19 protein-coding genes and 1 pseudogene are annotated in these 16,839 nt (G+C 32.8%); 17 read left to right on the top strand and 3 right to left on the bottom strand.

The window, feature by feature from the left end:
• Positions 1 to 151 precede the first annotated feature (151 nt).
• Both hpaB and ACIQX2_RS00095 read right to left on the bottom strand, forming a co-directional pair.
• Complete coding sequence (hpaB, locus tag ACIQX2_RS00100) at positions 152 to 1,603, bottom strand: 4-hydroxyphenylacetate 3-monooxygenase, oxygenase component (protein ID WP_402845743.1); 1,452 nt, start codon at positions 1,601 to 1,603, stop codon at positions 152 to 154.
• A 1,081-nt stretch (positions 1,604 to 2,684) separates the two neighbouring features.
• Positions 2,685 to 2,864, bottom strand: a complete 180-nt coding sequence (locus ACIQX2_RS00095) for a hypothetical protein (RefSeq protein ID WP_402845742.1) — start codon at positions 2,862 to 2,864, stop codon at positions 2,685 to 2,687.
• Between the two features lie 293 nt (positions 2,865 to 3,157).
• On the opposite strand from ACIQX2_RS00095, the gene ACIQX2_RS00090 reads away from it, so the two are divergent.
• The 13 genes and pseudogenes from ACIQX2_RS00090 (at position 3,158) to ACIQX2_RS00030 (ending at position 12,018) form a co-directional block, all read left to right on the top strand.
• Complete coding sequence (locus tag ACIQX2_RS00090) at positions 3,158 to 4,111, top strand: calcium/sodium antiporter (protein WP_402845740.1); 954 nt, start codon at positions 3,158 to 3,160, stop codon at positions 4,109 to 4,111.
• A 347-nt stretch (positions 4,112 to 4,458) separates the two neighbouring features.
• Positions 4,459 to 4,929, top strand: coding sequence for a DinB family protein (locus ACIQX2_RS00085; protein WP_402845738.1), 471 nt, complete (start codon positions 4,459 to 4,461; stop codon positions 4,927 to 4,929).
• Positions 4,930 to 5,164: 235 nt separating this feature from the next.
• Positions 5,165 to 5,563 (top strand): annotated as a pseudogene (locus tag ACIQX2_RS00080) (transcriptional regulator).
• Positions 5,564 to 5,732: 169 nt separating this feature from the next.
• On the top strand, positions 5,733 to 6,173 hold the full coding sequence (locus tag ACIQX2_RS00075) for a hypothetical protein (protein ID WP_402845736.1): 441 nt from the start codon (positions 5,733 to 5,735) through the stop codon (positions 6,171 to 6,173).
• Between the two features lie 106 nt (positions 6,174 to 6,279).
• On the top strand, positions 6,280 to 6,501 hold the full coding sequence (locus ACIQX2_RS00070; protein ID WP_402845735.1) for a hypothetical protein: 222 nt from the start codon (positions 6,280 to 6,282) through the stop codon (positions 6,499 to 6,501).
• Between the two features lie 312 nt (positions 6,502 to 6,813).
• Positions 6,814 to 7,377 (top strand): hypothetical protein, encoded by a 564-nt coding sequence (locus tag ACIQX2_RS00065; RefSeq protein ID WP_402845734.1) that lies wholly within the window; start codon positions 6,814 to 6,816, stop codon positions 7,375 to 7,377.
• A 44-nt stretch (positions 7,378 to 7,421) separates the two neighbouring features.
• Positions 7,422 to 7,949, top strand: a complete 528-nt coding sequence (locus ACIQX2_RS00060; RefSeq protein ID WP_402845732.1) for an aminoglycoside phosphotransferase/kinase family protein — start codon at positions 7,422 to 7,424, stop codon at positions 7,947 to 7,949.
• Entirely contained in the window at positions 7,868 to 8,485 is a 618-nt protein-coding gene (locus ACIQX2_RS00055) for a phosphotransferase (protein ID WP_402847455.1), read from the top strand. Before ACIQX2_RS00060 ends, ACIQX2_RS00055 begins: the two co-directional genes overlap by 82 nt.
• 16 nt (positions 8,486 to 8,501) lie before the next feature.
• Positions 8,502 to 8,912: an Ig-like domain-containing domain gene (locus ACIQX2_RS00050; RefSeq protein WP_402845730.1), complete on the top strand. Its 411-nt coding sequence runs from the start codon at positions 8,502 to 8,504 to the stop codon at positions 8,910 to 8,912.
• A gap of 175 nt (positions 8,913 to 9,087) precedes the next feature.
• Positions 9,088 to 9,558 (top strand): NUDIX domain-containing protein, encoded by a 471-nt coding sequence (locus ACIQX2_RS00045; protein WP_402845728.1) that lies wholly within the window; start codon positions 9,088 to 9,090, stop codon positions 9,556 to 9,558.
• Positions 9,559 to 9,694: 136 nt separating this feature from the next.
• Positions 9,695 to 10,168: a DinB family protein gene (locus ACIQX2_RS00040; RefSeq protein ID WP_402845726.1), complete on the top strand. Its 474-nt coding sequence runs from the start codon at positions 9,695 to 9,697 to the stop codon at positions 10,166 to 10,168.
• A gap of 472 nt (positions 10,169 to 10,640) precedes the next feature.
• Entirely contained in the window at positions 10,641 to 11,414 is a 774-nt protein-coding gene (locus ACIQX2_RS00035; protein ID WP_402845724.1) for a Cof-type HAD-IIB family hydrolase, read from the top strand.
• A 211-nt stretch (positions 11,415 to 11,625) separates the two neighbouring features.
• Positions 11,626 to 12,018 (top strand): DUF3139 domain-containing protein, encoded by a 393-nt coding sequence (locus ACIQX2_RS00030; RefSeq protein ID WP_402845722.1) that lies wholly within the window; start codon positions 11,626 to 11,628, stop codon positions 12,016 to 12,018.
• A 201-nt stretch (positions 12,019 to 12,219) separates the two neighbouring features.
• Here the strand turns inward: ACIQX2_RS00030 and ACIQX2_RS00025 are convergent, their stop codons facing one another.
• Positions 12,220 to 12,966, bottom strand: coding sequence for a class I SAM-dependent methyltransferase (locus ACIQX2_RS00025; RefSeq protein ID WP_402845719.1), 747 nt, complete (start codon positions 12,964 to 12,966; stop codon positions 12,220 to 12,222).
• Positions 12,967 to 13,417: 451 nt separating this feature from the next.
• On the opposite strand from ACIQX2_RS00025, the gene ACIQX2_RS00020 reads away from it, so the two are divergent.
• The 4 genes from ACIQX2_RS00020 (at position 13,418) to ACIQX2_RS00005 (ending at position 16,701) form a co-directional block, all read left to right on the top strand.
• Positions 13,418 to 13,987, top strand: coding sequence for a group-specific protein (locus ACIQX2_RS00020; protein ID WP_402845717.1), 570 nt, complete (start codon positions 13,418 to 13,420; stop codon positions 13,985 to 13,987).
• A gap of 287 nt (positions 13,988 to 14,274) precedes the next feature.
• Positions 14,275 to 14,643 (top strand): hypothetical protein, encoded by a 369-nt coding sequence (locus tag ACIQX2_RS00015; protein ID WP_402845715.1) that lies wholly within the window; start codon positions 14,275 to 14,277, stop codon positions 14,641 to 14,643.
• Between the two features lie 225 nt (positions 14,644 to 14,868).
• Positions 14,869 to 16,059, top strand: coding sequence for a hypothetical protein (locus ACIQX2_RS00010; RefSeq protein ID WP_402845713.1), 1,191 nt, complete (start codon positions 14,869 to 14,871; stop codon positions 16,057 to 16,059).
• Between the two features lie 225 nt (positions 16,060 to 16,284).
• Complete coding sequence (locus ACIQX2_RS00005; RefSeq protein ID WP_402845711.1) at positions 16,285 to 16,701, top strand: hypothetical protein; 417 nt, start codon at positions 16,285 to 16,287, stop codon at positions 16,699 to 16,701.
• The last annotated feature ends 138 nt before the right edge of the window (positions 16,702 to 16,839 follow it).

The following is a 16,839-nucleotide window of genomic DNA, read 5'->3' as shown; positions in this document are numbered from 1 at the left end:
GGATATAAAGAAAGCAAAATATAGTTAAAAAAGTATGGAATCATTGCAAAAATAAAAGAACGCTCAATGTATTAAAGATTGAGCGTAGTATATTAATCCTAAAAAGGAATTATTAAACCTGTATTCATTTAAGTCAATAATTGAACTTCTTTTACTCTTCTTTTTTTAGATTTAAGAAATTACTAATTGCCTTTACATATTCATTTTTTGGATATTTCTTATATAAATCGCTTGATAATCTAATCGGGTCGCCAAAAAAGTATCGCTCATATTGGGTTTGTCTTGTTCCAAATGAACTCATTGTTAAATCCCAAGCTAAACGAAATATTTTTACTCGTTCCTCTGCGGTCTTAGTTGCTCCTTGAAGATAAAAATCTAAGTCACTTCTAATAATAGAATGAAATGCTTTTTCGGTTGGCAATGTAATCATTCCACTAGCCCCGATTAGCTGGATAATTTCAGTAAAACGAGGATAGATTTTAGGGAAAATGTTACCAGCAACTTGAAGCGGGAAAATTTCTGGTCGCATATATCCCCATTCATCTAATTTTGCGTTATTTTCCGATTTTTCTAACAAGGCTTTCATCGTTTCTAGACCAATGATGATTTCTGACATCTTTTCTTGGATATGTTGATACTCGCTTATTTTAATCGTTTCGATGAGAAGCTCAGCAATACCTAAGACGAACTCTGTTTTTACAATCTGTCTAGTCAATACTTGGTGCTTAGTAAAGGGATGGAATGAGCTTTGAATTGGGAATTCTTCGGCTACTTCCGCATTGTTGTAATAAAATACCCTATTCCAAGGTACTAATACATTGTCAAAGACAACGATAGAATCCATTTCTTCGAACCGCGAGCTTAATGGATGATTAAAAGAAGAATGACCTCCGATGAATGTATCCCTACATATAAACTTTATTCCTTTCGTGTTAGAAGGGATAGAAAAAGCAAATGCTTCATCTTCATTAAATAGAAATCTACCAACGCTAAATACTAATATTTCATCTGTTAAACCACCCTGCGTAGCAAGTAGACGGGCACCTTTAATGATAATTCCTTCTTCATTTTTATCAATTACTTTTGCGGCGATTGGCTCCTCGGTATTTTCAATGTATATATGAGAACGATTTACTTGAGGAGAAATAAAGGTGTGTGTAAACGAAAGATCTTTTTCCCTGGACAATTCATAAAATGCTTGTAGATTATTTGGAAAACATTTGTCCTTATTTTTTAAAAAGGATACTGAAGAAGCAAAGCTCATTAAAACTGTGTTCAAATAATCTGGGCTTCTTCCCATGATCCCCCCTGAATACCTAGCCCAATGTTCAGTCATCTTTCTTCTTCTTACTAAGTCCTCTTTCGTTTTTGGTTGCAAATAAGAAAGACCAATAAGTTCTCCTGATACCGGAGAAATAAAAGTCATCTCATCTTTTATTTTTGGGTCATGTTGCAAATCATAAAGAGCCGCTTTTGACTGAATAAGTCCCTTAAAGGCAGGGTGTTCAGAAAGCAAACCCTCAATTTTTTCCCCGTCGTACCAAATTGCATTATTTAGCTGATTTAATCGGTTAATATAATCTTTTCCATTAATAGCCCCCATGTTTCACTCCCCAATTTAAATCTCGTGTATTGCTGTTTTGACAAGTTAAGCCGTTCAGTATTTTATTACTATTACTAAAATTAATCTATGTAAATAGAGCATGCTAATATTCCTTCTTTAACTAAAGCGGTAGGTTAGTTCAATTAGCATTGATATGTGAAACATGGAGAAACTACCTACAAAATAGATTGTAGGGAACATGAAAAAAATATCTCAGCTTGTTTTTTTAACTTAATACCGATGGTTCAATCTCAGCTTTCGCCTATGCTCCAGAAAAAATAGAGAACGGGAATTATAAAGTTGATTCATTTTTCTCGTTACCAGAGAAAGAATTAAAGGGAGTTATGAAAAATGGGAAGTTGGTTTATTTTACATATTATTGTTTCGTCGTAGGAGCATTACTTCTAATTTTCTTCTAACGGATATTTCTTTTTGAACTAACAGGTGCTTTAGTTAAACAAGACCATCAATTTCGATGGTCTGTTTTAACGTCCAAAACATCAAGTAGATTTCGGAGATCGAGTGTGAAATGTTACACTTAAACAAAACAGCAGGTTAGTTGAAGAAGGATTGGTTGTTAAAGGACATTAATCATACGGATAGAAATATGGAAAACATCGGATTCCTACATGATATTAAAGCAATTGAGAGAGATCTCGTGTTTATTCAGGTTCATGTAGACCAAATTTCCTCCTATTCCTTTTTATCTAGGAAAACCGGGAAACATTTGGTTTTCGAAACCGGGAAACCTTTCGTTTTCAAAACGGGGAAAAAATTGGGGTCTAAAACCGGGAAACCTTTGACGTCCTACATTAAAACGCATTGGATTTAACACTTTTTACCTCCATTCATAGGGATATCTTGGCAAGTGTTCATGGAACTTGGTAAACCGCAGATAAGTTAAGACTGAGAGACGTTGCATTTTGAGTGACTAGATTATTAATGGTTTTTCATTGAAAATAGAAAAGTACATAAAAAATGAGCTTGGAAATGTGTATCCAAACTCAATGTATTTTTAAGTCCGTTTTTTTTACTAAAGCACCCGTTAGTTTAATTCATTGGTATAAGTTATGCTATTCGATTAACTTCTCTTTTTAAATAATAATAAAATGACATTCCATATCAATCCAGTAACAATGCATGTCATTGAAATGAAAAATGTAAGCCAATAAAAGCCTCCTGCTGGAAAGGTGAACTCTGCCAAAATAAATAATATGATTCCAAAAAACAAATACATGTGTGGCAATACAAATCTATTCATTGTTCTTGCCCCTTCCTGATTAACTAGAATATTCTTATTCAACTAACCTAACGGTTTCAACTAACGGGTGCTTTAATTCAAGAAGGAGTAAAGCCTTTTTCTTGTTGAACTAACGCGACAGGTTAGTGAAAGAGTGACATTTAAACATTTTTTTATTAATCGTATTTATTATAAAAATCTTAGCTATATTATTAAGTTTCATTATTTTAATTCCGTAATAATGGGGTATATTTATAGTAATTAGAAAGTAATAGAGCGTAATAGAAACTTAATGAGGGTGTTGAGAACAAACTATGGCTTATATTTTATTAATTGTTGGCTTTGCATTGTTGATAAAAGGAGCAGATCTCTTTGTTGATGGGTCTTCCAATATTGCTAAACTGCTCCGGGTTCCGACTATTTTAATCGGGTTAACCATTGTGGCTTTTGGAACAAGTTCCCCGGAAGCGACTGTCAGTATTATTGCAGCACTGGAAGGAAGTGCAGATGTTTCACTGGGGAACGTAGTTGGAAGCAATATTTTTAACATTACCCTTGTTGTAGGTGTAGCAGCTTTTTTATATCCTTTGAGAGTTGAAAGTGAAACCATTAGAAAAGAAATCCCATTTACGATACTCGCAAGTGCGGCATTGCTAATTCTAATAAGTGATATTGTATTGCAAGGAACCAATAGCAACTTGCTTACACGGAGTGATGGATTTATCTTTTTATTATTCTTATCCATCTTTATGTACTATGTGATTGAGATTGGCCTAAAAAGCAGAAAAGATACAGCAGGGGAAACAGTTCCTGAGGACATCAAATGGGGTAAAAATATATTAATTACCATATTAGGATTGGCTGCAATTATATTTGGGGGGGACCTGGTAGTAGATAACGGTAAAGAAATTGCATACTCTCTTGGTATGAGTGAAACATTGGTGGGGTTAACGATTATTGCAATTGGAACATCCCTACCTGAACTTGTCACCTCCGTCTCTGCGGCACTAAAAAAAGAAAGTGAAATCGCGATGGGAAATATTGTCGGGAGTAATATTTTTAACATCTTATTTGTACTAGGTGCCTCGGCTACTATTTCTCCATTAGCGGTAAATGATAAAATGTTTATTGATGTCATCATTATGATTGTACTGACTATTATATTATTGGTTTTCTCAAGAACCAGCTTCAAGGTTGGAAAGCTGGAAGGATTAGTGCTTATCGCCGCCTACTTAATTTACTTTGTGTATATTATATTACGAAATTAATGAAATAGCCGTTCATTCTTTATAGGATTAGATCTAAGATACGTGCTAGATTGTTGGCTTAAGAGCCTGGATTTAAGTTTAATACAAAGGGGCTTAATAGGGAGTCGTCTTTTTCTAAATCAATCGGATTCTGCAAGTAACATATTTAATGGATTGGAGTAATAAAGGTGGAGAAGAGTTTGAAGGATTCCACTTAAACCAAAGGGTGCTTTAGTAAAATATGGCCATCATTTCGATGGTCTATTTTTATTTCCAAAACATTACATCTCAGATATCATTGTGAAATTTTACACTTCAACTAACGCAGCAAGTTAGATGAATATAGGATTGAAGTAAAGGAGGATAATATGAATACATATTGTAAGAGTACATTACATCAAATTAAAGTCGCTGTAACTACAATTGTCGAGATAATTGAAAAGTTAGCAGAAGAAGACTTGCAAAAAAGACCTACACCCAATAAGCATTCCATAGGAGAGCTGTTAGAGCACATCGCTATTATTTGTGATGCCGATTCGCTTATTTCGGACGGGGCTTCCCAAGACAAGATGAATAAATTTTATTCAAGTATTTCATATAAAAGTCTAAATGAGTTGAAAGAAGCATTGATCAAAAATCATCAATTTTTAGAAGAGAAATTTATGAATTTTACAGAAGTCGAACTTCAAGAGGAAATTACTTCTTATTGGGGTGTTACATACTCACGATATGAATGGTTGTTAGAGATTGTAGCTCATATTTATCATCACAGAGGACAATTACACTCTATGCTTGTTCATTGTTATGGGATAGACCCAAAAGTTCCATTGTTTGAATAGAACTTTACTATTGAACTAACGGGTGCTTTAGTTAAAGGCTGCCTGTAAGGGTAGCTTTTTTTGACTAACGGGGCAGGTTAGCGCAAAGTAAGAGAAGCCATGCGAAGTGAGACTTCGTATGGTTTTTTTAGACTTTATACTATAATTCTGAAGATTTCAGTATTGAAAGTTTTGAATTTAAGGTGTAAAATTACACTTATTGATATAATTTGTAACTTTTTTAAAAGGTATTGTGATAAGTAGACAACAAGTTATTCAGCTAATTTCCAGTAAAATGAGAATGATTCGGTAGAGAATATTTATTCACAAGATAAGATGGCTGAAATTATGGAGATCTCCAAGAAAACACTTGTTCAAATCGAAAAAGCAGGACTTTATCTGGTTGGACGAATGTAATTGCAGTCTGTTTTAGGGGACGAGCCATTGGAAAAAATCGAAACGATTGCACATAACGGTAACGACCTAAAGATAAATCAATGGGTGGAAGGGTATGGTGGAAAGAAATTGAGACAAAAGGGGATTAACGACTGCAGCAAAATCTAATAAACCAACATTATCGGATTATCGATGAAATAATTATCGGTGGTATAGTTCATTTGAAGATGTAGGAGTGTTCATTCGTTTAACGAGCTAGCTCAAGATAAGTATTAACAATTAGTTACTCGTTCAAAGGTTAAACTGGATGATATAAAAAACATTTAGGACTGGTTTCAGCTGGTCAATAATTCTTCCGAAAGTTAATAAATTGAAGTTCCAAACTATGAACCTACTGAGATATCAATAAATAAATTAGGAGGATCAACTTGAAATTATTTTTGAAATTATTTGCTACGGCATTCCTATCAGCTCTTTTATTTGGTGTCTGTTTCGGAATATTTATCGTAATTGAAAATTATTATGAAATTAGTGCTTTTGATAACTTTGTAGGAGGATTTACTATCGGAAGCCTTTTTAGTTTTCCATTCTATTTCACGGTGGGCATCTTGTTTTCTTATTTGAACATTTGGGTTACAAACAAAGTGAGTCCCAAAAAATCATATGTCTTTGGTCTATTGATGTACTCATTATTCGGTTTAATCGTAGGAGTTGCTTTATTCCCTCCAGGGATATTTTACATTCGCAACATGCTCTATTTTTTGGGACTAGGCGTACTCGCTACAAATATATTCTATCATGTTTTATTTTTAGTAAATTTATTAGAAAAACGCAAAAAAGTGGGGGAGGGGTACTTAAATGAAAAATAAATCAAAGTTAATCGTCGCACTACTTTTCATTAGCTTGCTACTGAATCTATATTTGGGAAATACGAGTTATCTCAAAAACACAACTACACCCAATTGAGATGACCAAGTGTTTTTAGCTGAAATGACACAAATGGTACTTCAAAACGAGCAATATCAAGAAATTACTGCAAGGGAAACGGTTAAAGCTATTAAACAAGTCGTAAATAGATTCAATGTTAGTGACCCCTCTTCAATTTATAACTATGAGATCCAGGTTCAAACTGGGAAGGAATCATATATTTTTACTTGCACCGATAAGAATTGTACAGATGTTTCGAATGAAGGTTGACTTACTCAAGATATAGCGACAAACAGCCTGTATTAGCTTTAAATAAAAAAAAAATTTTTTATTTACAACTCTTCTTCAACTAACGGATGCTTTAGTTAAACAAGTAGCTGCCTTTTTGGGTAGCTTTTTTTATTGAATTAAAGAAGCAGTTTAGTTGAAGAAGAAGGTTTTTTTGCGATTGTGTTGAATAAGTTAATATATTTAAATTATTGAACTAAAGGGGTGTTTTACTTCAAGTTTGGGGTGGCACTTTTTTCTTGAACTAATGCAGCAAGTTAGTGCAATCAAACATAATATAGAAAGGCGATAATATTGAAAAAATTAACATATTTACTATTGGTTTTTGGGATAATTTTTATAGGTTACATGGTCTTTTATCTAAATGATTATCGCATTAAAGATAATAGAGAAGATATACAATCCAGCTTAGAGATATGGATTAGTTCTGGTAATACGAAAGGCATTGAACCTGATGTGCTTGATTTTCTTCGAATAGGTGACACAAAATCATATCTAGTTTTATTTCAAACAGGCAGTAATAAGATTGGGTACGCTCATTATAAAAAGGGGTGGAATGGAAGATTAAAGATTGAAAATGTTGGATATGGAACGAATATAGTGAAATATCAAAAAGTGAAAACGAACAAAGGGATATACGGTATTTTAGTTGGGAAAAACCCTGAGCTAAAAATTGAAAAAATTAAAGTCAAATTATTCTCTTCCGAATTTAATTTTAAAGTAGATGTTAGTACGGATGAAGTTTTTGTAAAATACTCTCAACTTCCTAAAAGTGTAAATCAACCATTCCCAGCAAATTTAGTATTCTACGACAAAAATAGTAATGTAATTGAGTTAACAGAACTTTTTAATAACTAATTTTAGAAAATGTGAAGAGTTTCACTTTAGTTGGAGGAGATGTTATGAATCATAATGAAGTTGCTGAAATATACGAAACTTATTTAAGTCCACTAGTATCAGAGTTGTACGAGTTGGAAGGCTATGAAACAAGTCTAATTAATGCTCATGCCGGAGGGCGAAATGTCGTTTATAACTGTGTGAAGGAGGGCGCTAGTGCAAAAATACTCAGAATCGCCTATTTAAATGACAGGAGCCGAGGGGATTTGTTGGGCGAAGTTGAATATATCCAATATTTATTCGAGCATGGCGGTAGTGTCTCGAATGTGATCAGCTCCCGGAAGGGAAATTTACTGGAAGAGATCACTCATAATAATCACACCCTTTTTATCTGCCTGTTCGAAAAGGCTAGGGGAAAAACGCTTGTAGAAAATCATTATCAGTATCGCGAAGGAGTTCCTATTACGGAATACTATTATAACTGCGGTAAAGTTCTCGGGAAACTACACCAATTGTCGAAAGGCTATATGCTCCTGTTCATCGCCGATATAGTTTCTTTGATAAATATAATGTCGAGTATATCGATAATCTGATACCGGGTACGTTACCACTGCTTAAGGAAAAGATGGTAGAGCTTCTTAAAACCTTAGAAGAATTGGACAAGAACTCTGAGTCTTTCGGTATGGTACATTTTGATTACAATGATGGTAATTATATGATTGACTTTGATACCGGACAAATCACTGTATTTGATTTCGATAACTCTTGTTTCTGTTGGTATATGTATGACTTGGCAAATGTCTGGATGCTCGGATTGGGCTGGATACAATTCGAACCAGATGCCGGTAAACGAAAAGACTTTATGGATGATTATTTCAAAACAGTACTCGAGGGATACACATCTGAGACCAAAATTGAAGATTCGATGTTGAATAATTTGTCCTTATTTATCCAAATTACCCTCATGGAAAATATTATAGATGCATTCGAGGTCATGCGGAACAACGGAGAAGAGTTGAAGTGCTATGAGGAGTTGTCATATAGCATAAAATGCCTCGAAGAAGATATCCCGTATAAGGGATTTTTCCATGAAGTTTTCTCGTGCGAAGAACCTTTCGAGTGTGAATAATAAGGGGGGAAATAATATGAAAAAGATAGTTCTTGTTTTATTTGCTTTTACCATTGCAGGAGTAGGAAGTCTAATTAGTTATAATCAGAGCACTAAAGAAAAACAAGAAAATATAGTAATGGCTAGTATGAATCAATCTGATATTCCTTTAAATCACAATTGGGTAATTACTTTCGATAAGGGAATTAATCAGGATATTATTAATGAAAAATCCATTTATGTTTTAGACGAAGATAAAAATAAAGTCAGTGTGATAGTAGAAGCTAAAGATTCTACAACTATGTTAATAAAACCACCAAGTGAGGGTTATCTAAAAGGAAAATCATATGATATCTACTTTGATAGAGATTTAGATTTGGAACACGTGGGGAATCAAGATATGCCCAAACAATATCGAATACATTTCTCGACGATTAATAATCTATAACTACTATTTAAGAACGGGTGCTTTACTTCAAGAAGGAGTAAAGCCTTTTTTCTTATTGAACTAACGCGGCAGTTTAGTTTAAGAAGAACCATGCAAAATTTAAAGGTTTTTTAACTGAAATACAGAATAAGTACCCGATACAGTTTTGAAAAAATATTGTTAGGAGGAGGATTTCTTGCCTAATCCATTTCATCATTTAGCAAGGGGAATCTTTATAAAAGATAATAAAGTTTTACTTGCACAATCAACCGGATATCAAAATACATTTTTACCAGGTGGTCACATTGAATTTGGTGAAAGTGCAAAAGATGCACTGTTGAGAGAGATAGAAGAAGAATTAGGAATAACCTGCAAAGTGGTTAGATTACTTGGGTTAGTAGAACATAAATGGGAGAAAAGAGGCATCTTAAACTGTGAAATAAATCAAGTATTTGAGATTACAAACGATGAATTAACAACAAGTCTTAACCCAAAATCAATTGAATCTCATCTTAATTTTTTCTGGTGCAATGCTGATGAATTGGAAACTATAAACCTACAACCCTACCCATTTAGGAATCTGATAAAGAATTATTTAAACGGAAATAAGAATATTTGGTGGGAGAGTACTTTAAATTCTGAAATTGATGATACAAACAGAAGTTAAAACTTTCGTTTTTAACTAACGGGTGTTTACTTCAAGAAGGAGTAACGCCTTTTTTCTTATTGAACTAAAGCGGCAGGTTAGTGGAAGAAGGAATTTAGTCCGTAGCCCAAAATTTAAGTAAAAAGGGGATAATAGAATGAACGTGTATTGTAAAGGAATTATAAATCAGATGGATATGGCAATTGATTCAGTAGTCAAGCTGATAAATACGTTAAACGAGGAAGACCTAAACATCAAACCCACGGAAGAAAAATGGTCAATTGGTGAACTGCTCGTGCACATGTCGGTTATATGCAAAGCAGATTTCCTGATTGGTTTGGGGGCATCGGAGGAGGAAATGGATCGTTATTACGAAGAGTCAGAACCAAAGGCGAATCTGAAGTCCATAACTTCAACACTGATAGACAATTACACTTTTTTCAGAGAGGGTGTAGCCGAACTCGAAGATGCAGAGTTATTGAGAGAAACTACTTCCTTCTTTGGGTCAGTCCATTCGCGTTACGAGTGGCTGCTGGATACTCAGGCATATTTTTACCATCACCGAGGTCAGCTGCACGCCATGATCGTTCACATTCTTAAGCGGAAACCAAACGTACAACTATTTGAATGAAATACCGTAATTCTAAGACGGGGCAGCTTTCCTGTTATAAAACTATACTTAACTCGATAATGGGTATCGAACTTTCCAATAGTAATTATGAACAATTTTATGAATCAAATACAAGTAATAGTTATGTATCAGTGAATACAGGTAATTCTCGATACGATCGATGTATTAAAAGATTTTATGAATGAAAAGGGATGGTATTTTAAGGAGCAAATGGGTTCAGGACTTGTCTTTGAAAAAGATGAAGAAACTTTAGTTGTAGAAACCAGACAATATTCAAAACACTATATTTTATGGGATATTCCAAGTGGATTTTTTAACTAACGGGTGCTTTAGTAAAGGTCAATGGGTTGCTTTGGTAACTCTTTTTTCTTATTGAACTAACGGGGCAGGTTAGTTGAAGAAGGATTCTTTGTAGGGAAAGCGAATACTAGATAAGCTGTTACTATTATAGAAATTTTTAAGGGAGATATTTATGGGTTATAAAATTGTTTTCTTCGATGTGGATGGGACTATTACAAATCATGAAGATGGCACCATTCCACAGAGTACTATTGAAGTTATAAAAACATTGAAGAGTAAAGGAATAAAAGTTGTTGCAGCAACAGGAAGACCGTTATCAATGTGCAATGAATTACATGAACTAGGTATAGAAACATTCATTACAGCTAATGGGGGATATGTGAAACATAACCAAGAATTGATTCATAGTGTACCAATGGATAAAAATCTGGTTAAAGATGTTATGGATTTTGCCACATTACACAATAACGGATTATCTTTCTATACTGAAGAATTTAGTATGAATGGTGTAACTGAAGATGGAATTTTAAGAGCATTGAAGGAAACACTATCTCTGAATGAGTATCCTGAAACTAATAAATTAATACATAATCAAGATATATTTTTATTGTGTTTGTTTGCCAATGATGAAGCAGTTGACAAGTACATTCATGAATTTCCGCATCTAACATTCAAGAGATGGCATCCTTATGTGTTGAACGTTTTGAAGGAGGATGTATCCAAGTCATTAGCTATCCTAAAAACTTTAGAATTTTTTGGTATAGACAAAATGGATGCAATCGCTTTTGGAGATGGAGAAAATGATATTGATATGTTGGAATTAGTAGGGTTAGGAATAGCGATGGGAAATGCTAACGATACATTGAAAAATGTGGCTGATTTCGTTACCAAAAAATCCAGTGATGATGGTATTGAATATGCATTGAAAAAATTTATGATAATCTAGAACAGTAATCCTTATTTTTGAATCTTAAATAAACTTTTTTTCTTCTTCAACTAACGGGTGCTTTACTTCAAGAAGGAGTAAAGCCATTTCTTATTGAACTAAAGAAGCAGTATAGTTGTACGAAATGTTCCTAGTTTAACAGGTTTGCCAATATTCATTTTATACATTAAACTAAAAAGTGTAAATTTACACTAAAAGGACGATGTAAAGAATGAAGAAGGTATTAATAGTTTTATTTTCAATGCTTCTATTTTTTTTGCTGCTGTGGGGAGGAATAAAACTAAACTTTTTTCTTTATGAAAAACAGGCTGAAGAAATAATAGCAAAAGTAATTGAATATCAAGGAGCATCTATAGAGAATAGTGAGATACTTGTAGATTTATACGACTATAAAAATGGGTGTTGGTATCAGAAGATTGTATTTAAAGATGATCCAGAAATCGCATACCAATATGAATATACAAGATCAGAAGATCAAGTAAGAATTTTTACTATGTATAATAATATATCTTTAGATTTAGCCAATAAAAAAGCGAAATACCCTGTGTATGATATTTACTTTTATGGCAATAAGATCATAGAAGAAGGAGTTATTGAACTTTAGATTTGTGAATTTATCAATGAGTCGTCCAATTTGGCGGCTTTTTTTTATTTTTCATTTATGGAGCATACTATGCTTTCTAATTCCGCTAACGGGTGCTTTACTTCAAGAATGAGTAAAGCTTTTTTCTTATTAAACTAACGGGGCAGTTTAGTTGAATAAGAAATAGTAGTTAGAATCTAAAATATTATTTAAACAAATGAATTAAACTTTTTTTACCTTAATTCGGTAAGATAAACAATTTGATAACGAAGTGACTTCCTCAAAATTCCAAGTATCTAAATTAAGTGCTCCACCTGGGTAAAAGGCAATTATTTGTAGACCCGCTTGTTGACATAAACAATATATTTCATCTGTTGAATAGCAAGCTAGCGATTGTGTAATTGTTTCATTAGGTGAACTTCTTTCCCAAAGAGTATCCGTCATGCGACAGTTTTTTTCATCATACCCGTACTCTCTCATTATCTGATTTTTCTCAGAGACAAGCATTTGTTGTCCCTTAATATTTAGCCAATAGTTTGGTTGATATATATCAATAAGTGCATATCCGTCAAGCTTCAGCCACTCATTAATACGTTGTAATAGGAGTAGTTGATCTTTATCTGTTCCTACGCCAAAACCATCTAGATAGAGAACTAAATCATATTGTTTAGTTAGTGTTACCGTATAAAAGTTGTCATATAAAATGTTTATAGATGAATTTGAGTGAGCTCTAGCGTAATCAACCAATTCTGATACCAGTTCAACTGTAGTTATATCCTTATTTGTTAGTGAAAGTGTGTTTGCAAGTAGCCCTGAGCCAGCACCGATTTCAAGAACATCCTTAAAGGGTTTACCCACTTGTTCGTGAATCAATGCTACTTCCTTCTTATAATCATTTATATCGTCTAAGGGAACCTGATAAAATTCAAATTGTCTTTTGTAAAAAGGTTTTACCCAATTATCATTCATAAAATATCCTCCTGTAATAAACTATTCGTTTACAGGAATTAAATTAAATTTCTGATACCCATATAGAGCACCTCCCGTTACTATCTTATCATTGATATTAAGTTAATGACAGAAAATTGAGTTTTCTACAAAGTGTTCATTAAGCTCTTCAACTAACGGGTGCTTTAGTTTAACAAGAGGCTGCCTTTAAGGGTAGCTTTTTCTTATTGAACTAAAGAAGCAGGTTAGTTTAAGTTCGAGTTGGCAGAACAATATAAAACCGCTAGAGAATGTACTTCTTCTCTAGCGGTTTCCTGTTTTTAAGTTAATTCAATTATAGCATTTTATTCCATAAACTATAAGTCTGTTTATTTTCAAATTTTCTAGGTAGTATGAGTGGTGAAAAGGGAATTAAAGGATATATAGGGAATTATCATTTTGGGGAATCAAACTTATTTGGGGAGGAATTCTGATGGATTACGTTTATCATATGGTGCCAAAAGAAATGAAGGGGGAGTTTCTTACTTCCCTTAATGAGATAAAACTGATGCATCCCGAACTTTATGAAACCTACTCAAGAAAGTATTTTAACCATCCAGAAAGGGCGAGCTTATTATTGAAAAGCATTCCCAAATTAAATTGTTTATGGAATGATGTAATTTTTTTACTGCCGCTTCACCCTTACTATGTCTATGAGGCTTTACATTCTCTTGGAGTAAGTACTAAAAAAGATTTGATGTTTTATGAAATACCAACGGAAAAATTGGTGGAAAATAAAAATGCTGTGTATTTCTGTAATAAAGAAAATTATAAAGGACCAGCTACAGATATACCTGATGAAGAAGTTAAAATCATTGATATAATTTTTTATCAAGTATGTTCAGCCTTGCCATCGGACACCTTAGCGTACTTTACAGATGAACATAAAAAAGGTGTTAACTTTGGGATGTTCGCATACATTCCTCATATTTTGAGTTTAGGAAACATTAATGTAAAAGGTATTAATAAAATTAACTGGAGTGTTGCTCCAGTTAAAACATAGTTAGTTTTAATAATAGGTAGGATAAATCTGCGACCTTGTTCAATTAACGGGTGCTTTAGTAAAAGTTTATGGGTTGCTTAGGCAGCTCTTTTTTCTTATTGAACTAACGCGGTTGGTTAGTTTAACTAGAATACATAAGCCTATATATTAGAAATGCGGAGAGGGTTTGAGCACAAAAAAGGTACCATATGGAAAATCATATAGGAATAGTATCTTACTAGATTAAATAAAATGATAATAGGAAGAAATGAGGTGATTTTATATTAGAGAAACTTAGAAAAATTAATATGAAAACTGCTGTATTTATGGGGATTATATTTTACTCATTGACTATTTTAATCCATGTTCTAATTATTAGCGGCATTATTCCTTTCACATGGGTTAATGGCGGACGCTCCGAATCCTTCGCTACGCAGCTACCAATATCTATTATCAGTATCTTTATTTCTGTTATTGGAGGAGTGTTTACTCTAATTGTTGGCAGAAATATACTATATAAAAGAGGAATAACCGTTATATGCTGGCTTTTTGTTGTACTTTGGTCTTTTGGGTTTATACAACAATTGTTAGGAACACCTTTTGAAAAAATGTTTTGTTCGTTAATATTGTTCCTTGGAGTCATCTCGAACTTACGTATGGCGATTGAAAAAAGATAGCAGTAACACTAAAGTTAAAAAGTTTGTGAAAGAATGTACTTAAACTAAAGGGTGCTTTAGCTAATCATGGCCATCATTTCGATGGTCTATTTTTATAACCAAAACATCGAGTAGAACTCAGAATGCATTGTGAAGTGTTACACTTAAACTAACGTAGCAGTTTAGTTTAATAAGGGTTATTGATAAAATAACAAATAAAGTCACTTTATTACTAAGGAGATACTTATGCGATTTTTGATTGAATATAAAGATTTTAGTACCAAAGAAGAGAAAAATAAATCATTAAGTATACTGAATACATTCCTAAATGAACATTTTATTGGAGATTATCATGGACAAACATTTGAAAGCATACTAATTCGTTTTGTAAACAAAGCACCACACACAAAAAAGTTTAAATTAAAAACTCTTTATAAAATAATTGCAGAAGTTGAAACTGAAGGGAACTTTACTAACAACGTGAAGTTAAACATTGCTGATTTTCAACATGGACTATCGAAGGTTAAAGAAGCAATTAACATGGTTTCACAAATTGAGGTTAAAGAAGAACTGGATTTTAATAAAGAAAAATTATTATATAACCTTGATAATATTATTAATAAGGCTCCACAAACTGATGAAGAATTAAAAAATTATGCAAAAAAATACAAAGAGATTGAGTATTTAAATAACGTCAAACGTGTCGATAGCTTGATATATTCCTGCAAGATTAATCCAAGACCATTGTTGAAACGAATAATTGGTGTTAGATTATACGACCATTTTGAAAGGAATACATTAGCACCTTACGATTATATATACTCTGAACTATTTAGTAATTTATTAAGAAGAGCCGAGGTAAAATCCCCTGACTATGAAGAGATATATTTCAGTATTGGTGAAACAATAGAACAAGCAAAACAATCAATTACTATTGACGAATTTTTTAAATACACGTACGCCACATTAAATCTATCTGAGTATAACCAAGCAGATGACAAAGGGAAAGCAAATATGGTGTTTAATTCAATGTGCGAGGGATTAAGGATGATTGCTGATTTTGACCATTTAGAAAAAGATAAAATCGAAAGTGTAATTGAGTATATAGGTAAAAATGGAATTGATATGGAAATAATTTATTCTACTGCACGAAATAAAGATTATCTTGTTGAAATCGTATACCATGTTCCACACAGTCATCTTACAAAGGTTGATTTTAAACTAAGAATAACAGAAATAAATAGTAATAAGACTGGAATTATAGCTATTGATAAGTTAAATATTTATTATGCACCTTATAGTATAGGTAAAATACAATTAAAGAAAAATGAGATTGTTATAAAGGGCAGAAATAGTCTAAGGGCAGAAGTTTCTCGTGAGATAGATAAATTACCATCAGAATATCGTTTTAATATAAATGAAATTTTAATACGGTAATTATTCTTATTTCACTAACGGGTGCTTTAGTAAAAAATCATGGGGTTGCCATTGGTAACTCTTTTTCTTATTGAACTAACGGGGCAGTTTAGTTTAATAAGTGGTATTTCTGAAAGTTCAAATTTAACAATAATTCCTAGTTGGAGAACACATTTCATATAATTCATAATTTTTTGAAACCTTTCCGTTTTTTAATCTGTATATATTTTAGAGGGAGGAATTGTGATGAAAAAGCTGATGGTAATGTTGTTTTCAGTTTTACTTTTAGTTGCTTGTACTGATAGTTCCAAGAATGATGAATTAAAAGCATATGTCTCAGATTTTGAAAACTCTGGGTTTATAAATAAATCTAATCAAATCATTGTTTTATCAGAAGAGGGAATAAGGATAAGTAGTCATGTTCAGTGGGGAAAGAGTCACAGAAAAAGCAGTATTGATAAAGTTCTTGAAAAAGAAAATATTCCACTTACCCAACAATTTAATAAAGTTTATAAAGACGCCACGATTAAGACAGATGGTTCTAAATACTATATAACTCTTAACGAAAATATTAAGTTAGAGTTTGAAAAGGTAGGATTAAGAATTATCGAGGACCCAGAAGGTGTCGAGTATTACACACAAGAATATTCTGAGGAGAATTAAAATGGAATATTCAACTAACGGGTGCTTTACTTCAAGAAGGAGTAAAGCCTTTTTTCTTATTAAACTAACGCGGCAGGTTTGTTGAGGATAGGTATAGAATTATAGAATTGGATATTGGTATTGGGGTGAGGAAATGAA

The sequence above is a fragment of the Psychrobacillus sp. NPDC096623 genome, from assembly GCF_044762655.1.
Lineage (GTDB): Bacteria > Bacillota > Bacilli > Bacillales_A > Planococcaceae > Psychrobacillus.
Note: the sequence above shows the minus strand (reverse complement) of the source record. Positions and strands in the feature narration are given on the sequence as shown.

Excerpts from the sequence above, each read along its gene's own strand:
- hpaB (WP_402845743.1), bottom strand. The coding sequence starts at position 1,603 with ATGGGGGCTATTAATGGAAAAGATTATATTAACCGATTAAATCAGCTA.
- ACIQX2_RS00095 (WP_402845742.1), bottom strand. The coding sequence starts at position 2,864 with ATGAATAGATTTGTATTGCCACACATGTATTTGTTTTTTGGAATCATA.
- ACIQX2_RS00090 (WP_402845740.1), top strand. The coding sequence starts at position 3,158 with ATGGCTTATATTTTATTAATTGTTGGCTTTGCATTGTTGATAAAAGGA.
- ACIQX2_RS00085 (WP_402845738.1), top strand. The coding sequence starts at position 4,459 with ATGAATACATATTGTAAGAGTACATTACATCAAATTAAAGTCGCTGTA.
- ACIQX2_RS00060 (WP_402845732.1), top strand. The coding sequence starts at position 7,422 with ATGAATCATAATGAAGTTGCTGAAATATACGAAACTTATTTAAGTCCA.
- ACIQX2_RS00050 (WP_402845730.1), top strand. The coding sequence starts at position 8,502 with ATGAAAAAGATAGTTCTTGTTTTATTTGCTTTTACCATTGCAGGAGTA.
- ACIQX2_RS00040 (WP_402845726.1), top strand. The coding sequence starts at position 9,695 with ATGAACGTGTATTGTAAAGGAATTATAAATCAGATGGATATGGCAATT.
- ACIQX2_RS00035 (WP_402845724.1), top strand. The coding sequence starts at position 10,641 with ATGGGTTATAAAATTGTTTTCTTCGATGTGGATGGGACTATTACAAAT.
- ACIQX2_RS00030 (WP_402845722.1), top strand. The coding sequence starts at position 11,626 with ATGAAGAAGGTATTAATAGTTTTATTTTCAATGCTTCTATTTTTTTTG.
- ACIQX2_RS00025 (WP_402845719.1), bottom strand. The coding sequence starts at position 12,966 with ATGAATGATAATTGGGTAAAACCTTTTTACAAAAGACAATTTGAATTT.
- ACIQX2_RS00020 (WP_402845717.1), top strand. The coding sequence starts at position 13,418 with ATGGATTACGTTTATCATATGGTGCCAAAAGAAATGAAGGGGGAGTTT.
- ACIQX2_RS00015 (WP_402845715.1), top strand. The coding sequence starts at position 14,275 with ATGAAAACTGCTGTATTTATGGGGATTATATTTTACTCATTGACTATT.
- ACIQX2_RS00010 (WP_402845713.1), top strand. The coding sequence starts at position 14,869 with ATGCGATTTTTGATTGAATATAAAGATTTTAGTACCAAAGAAGAGAAA.
- ACIQX2_RS00005 (WP_402845711.1), top strand. The coding sequence starts at position 16,285 with ATGAAAAAGCTGATGGTAATGTTGTTTTCAGTTTTACTTTTAGTTGCT.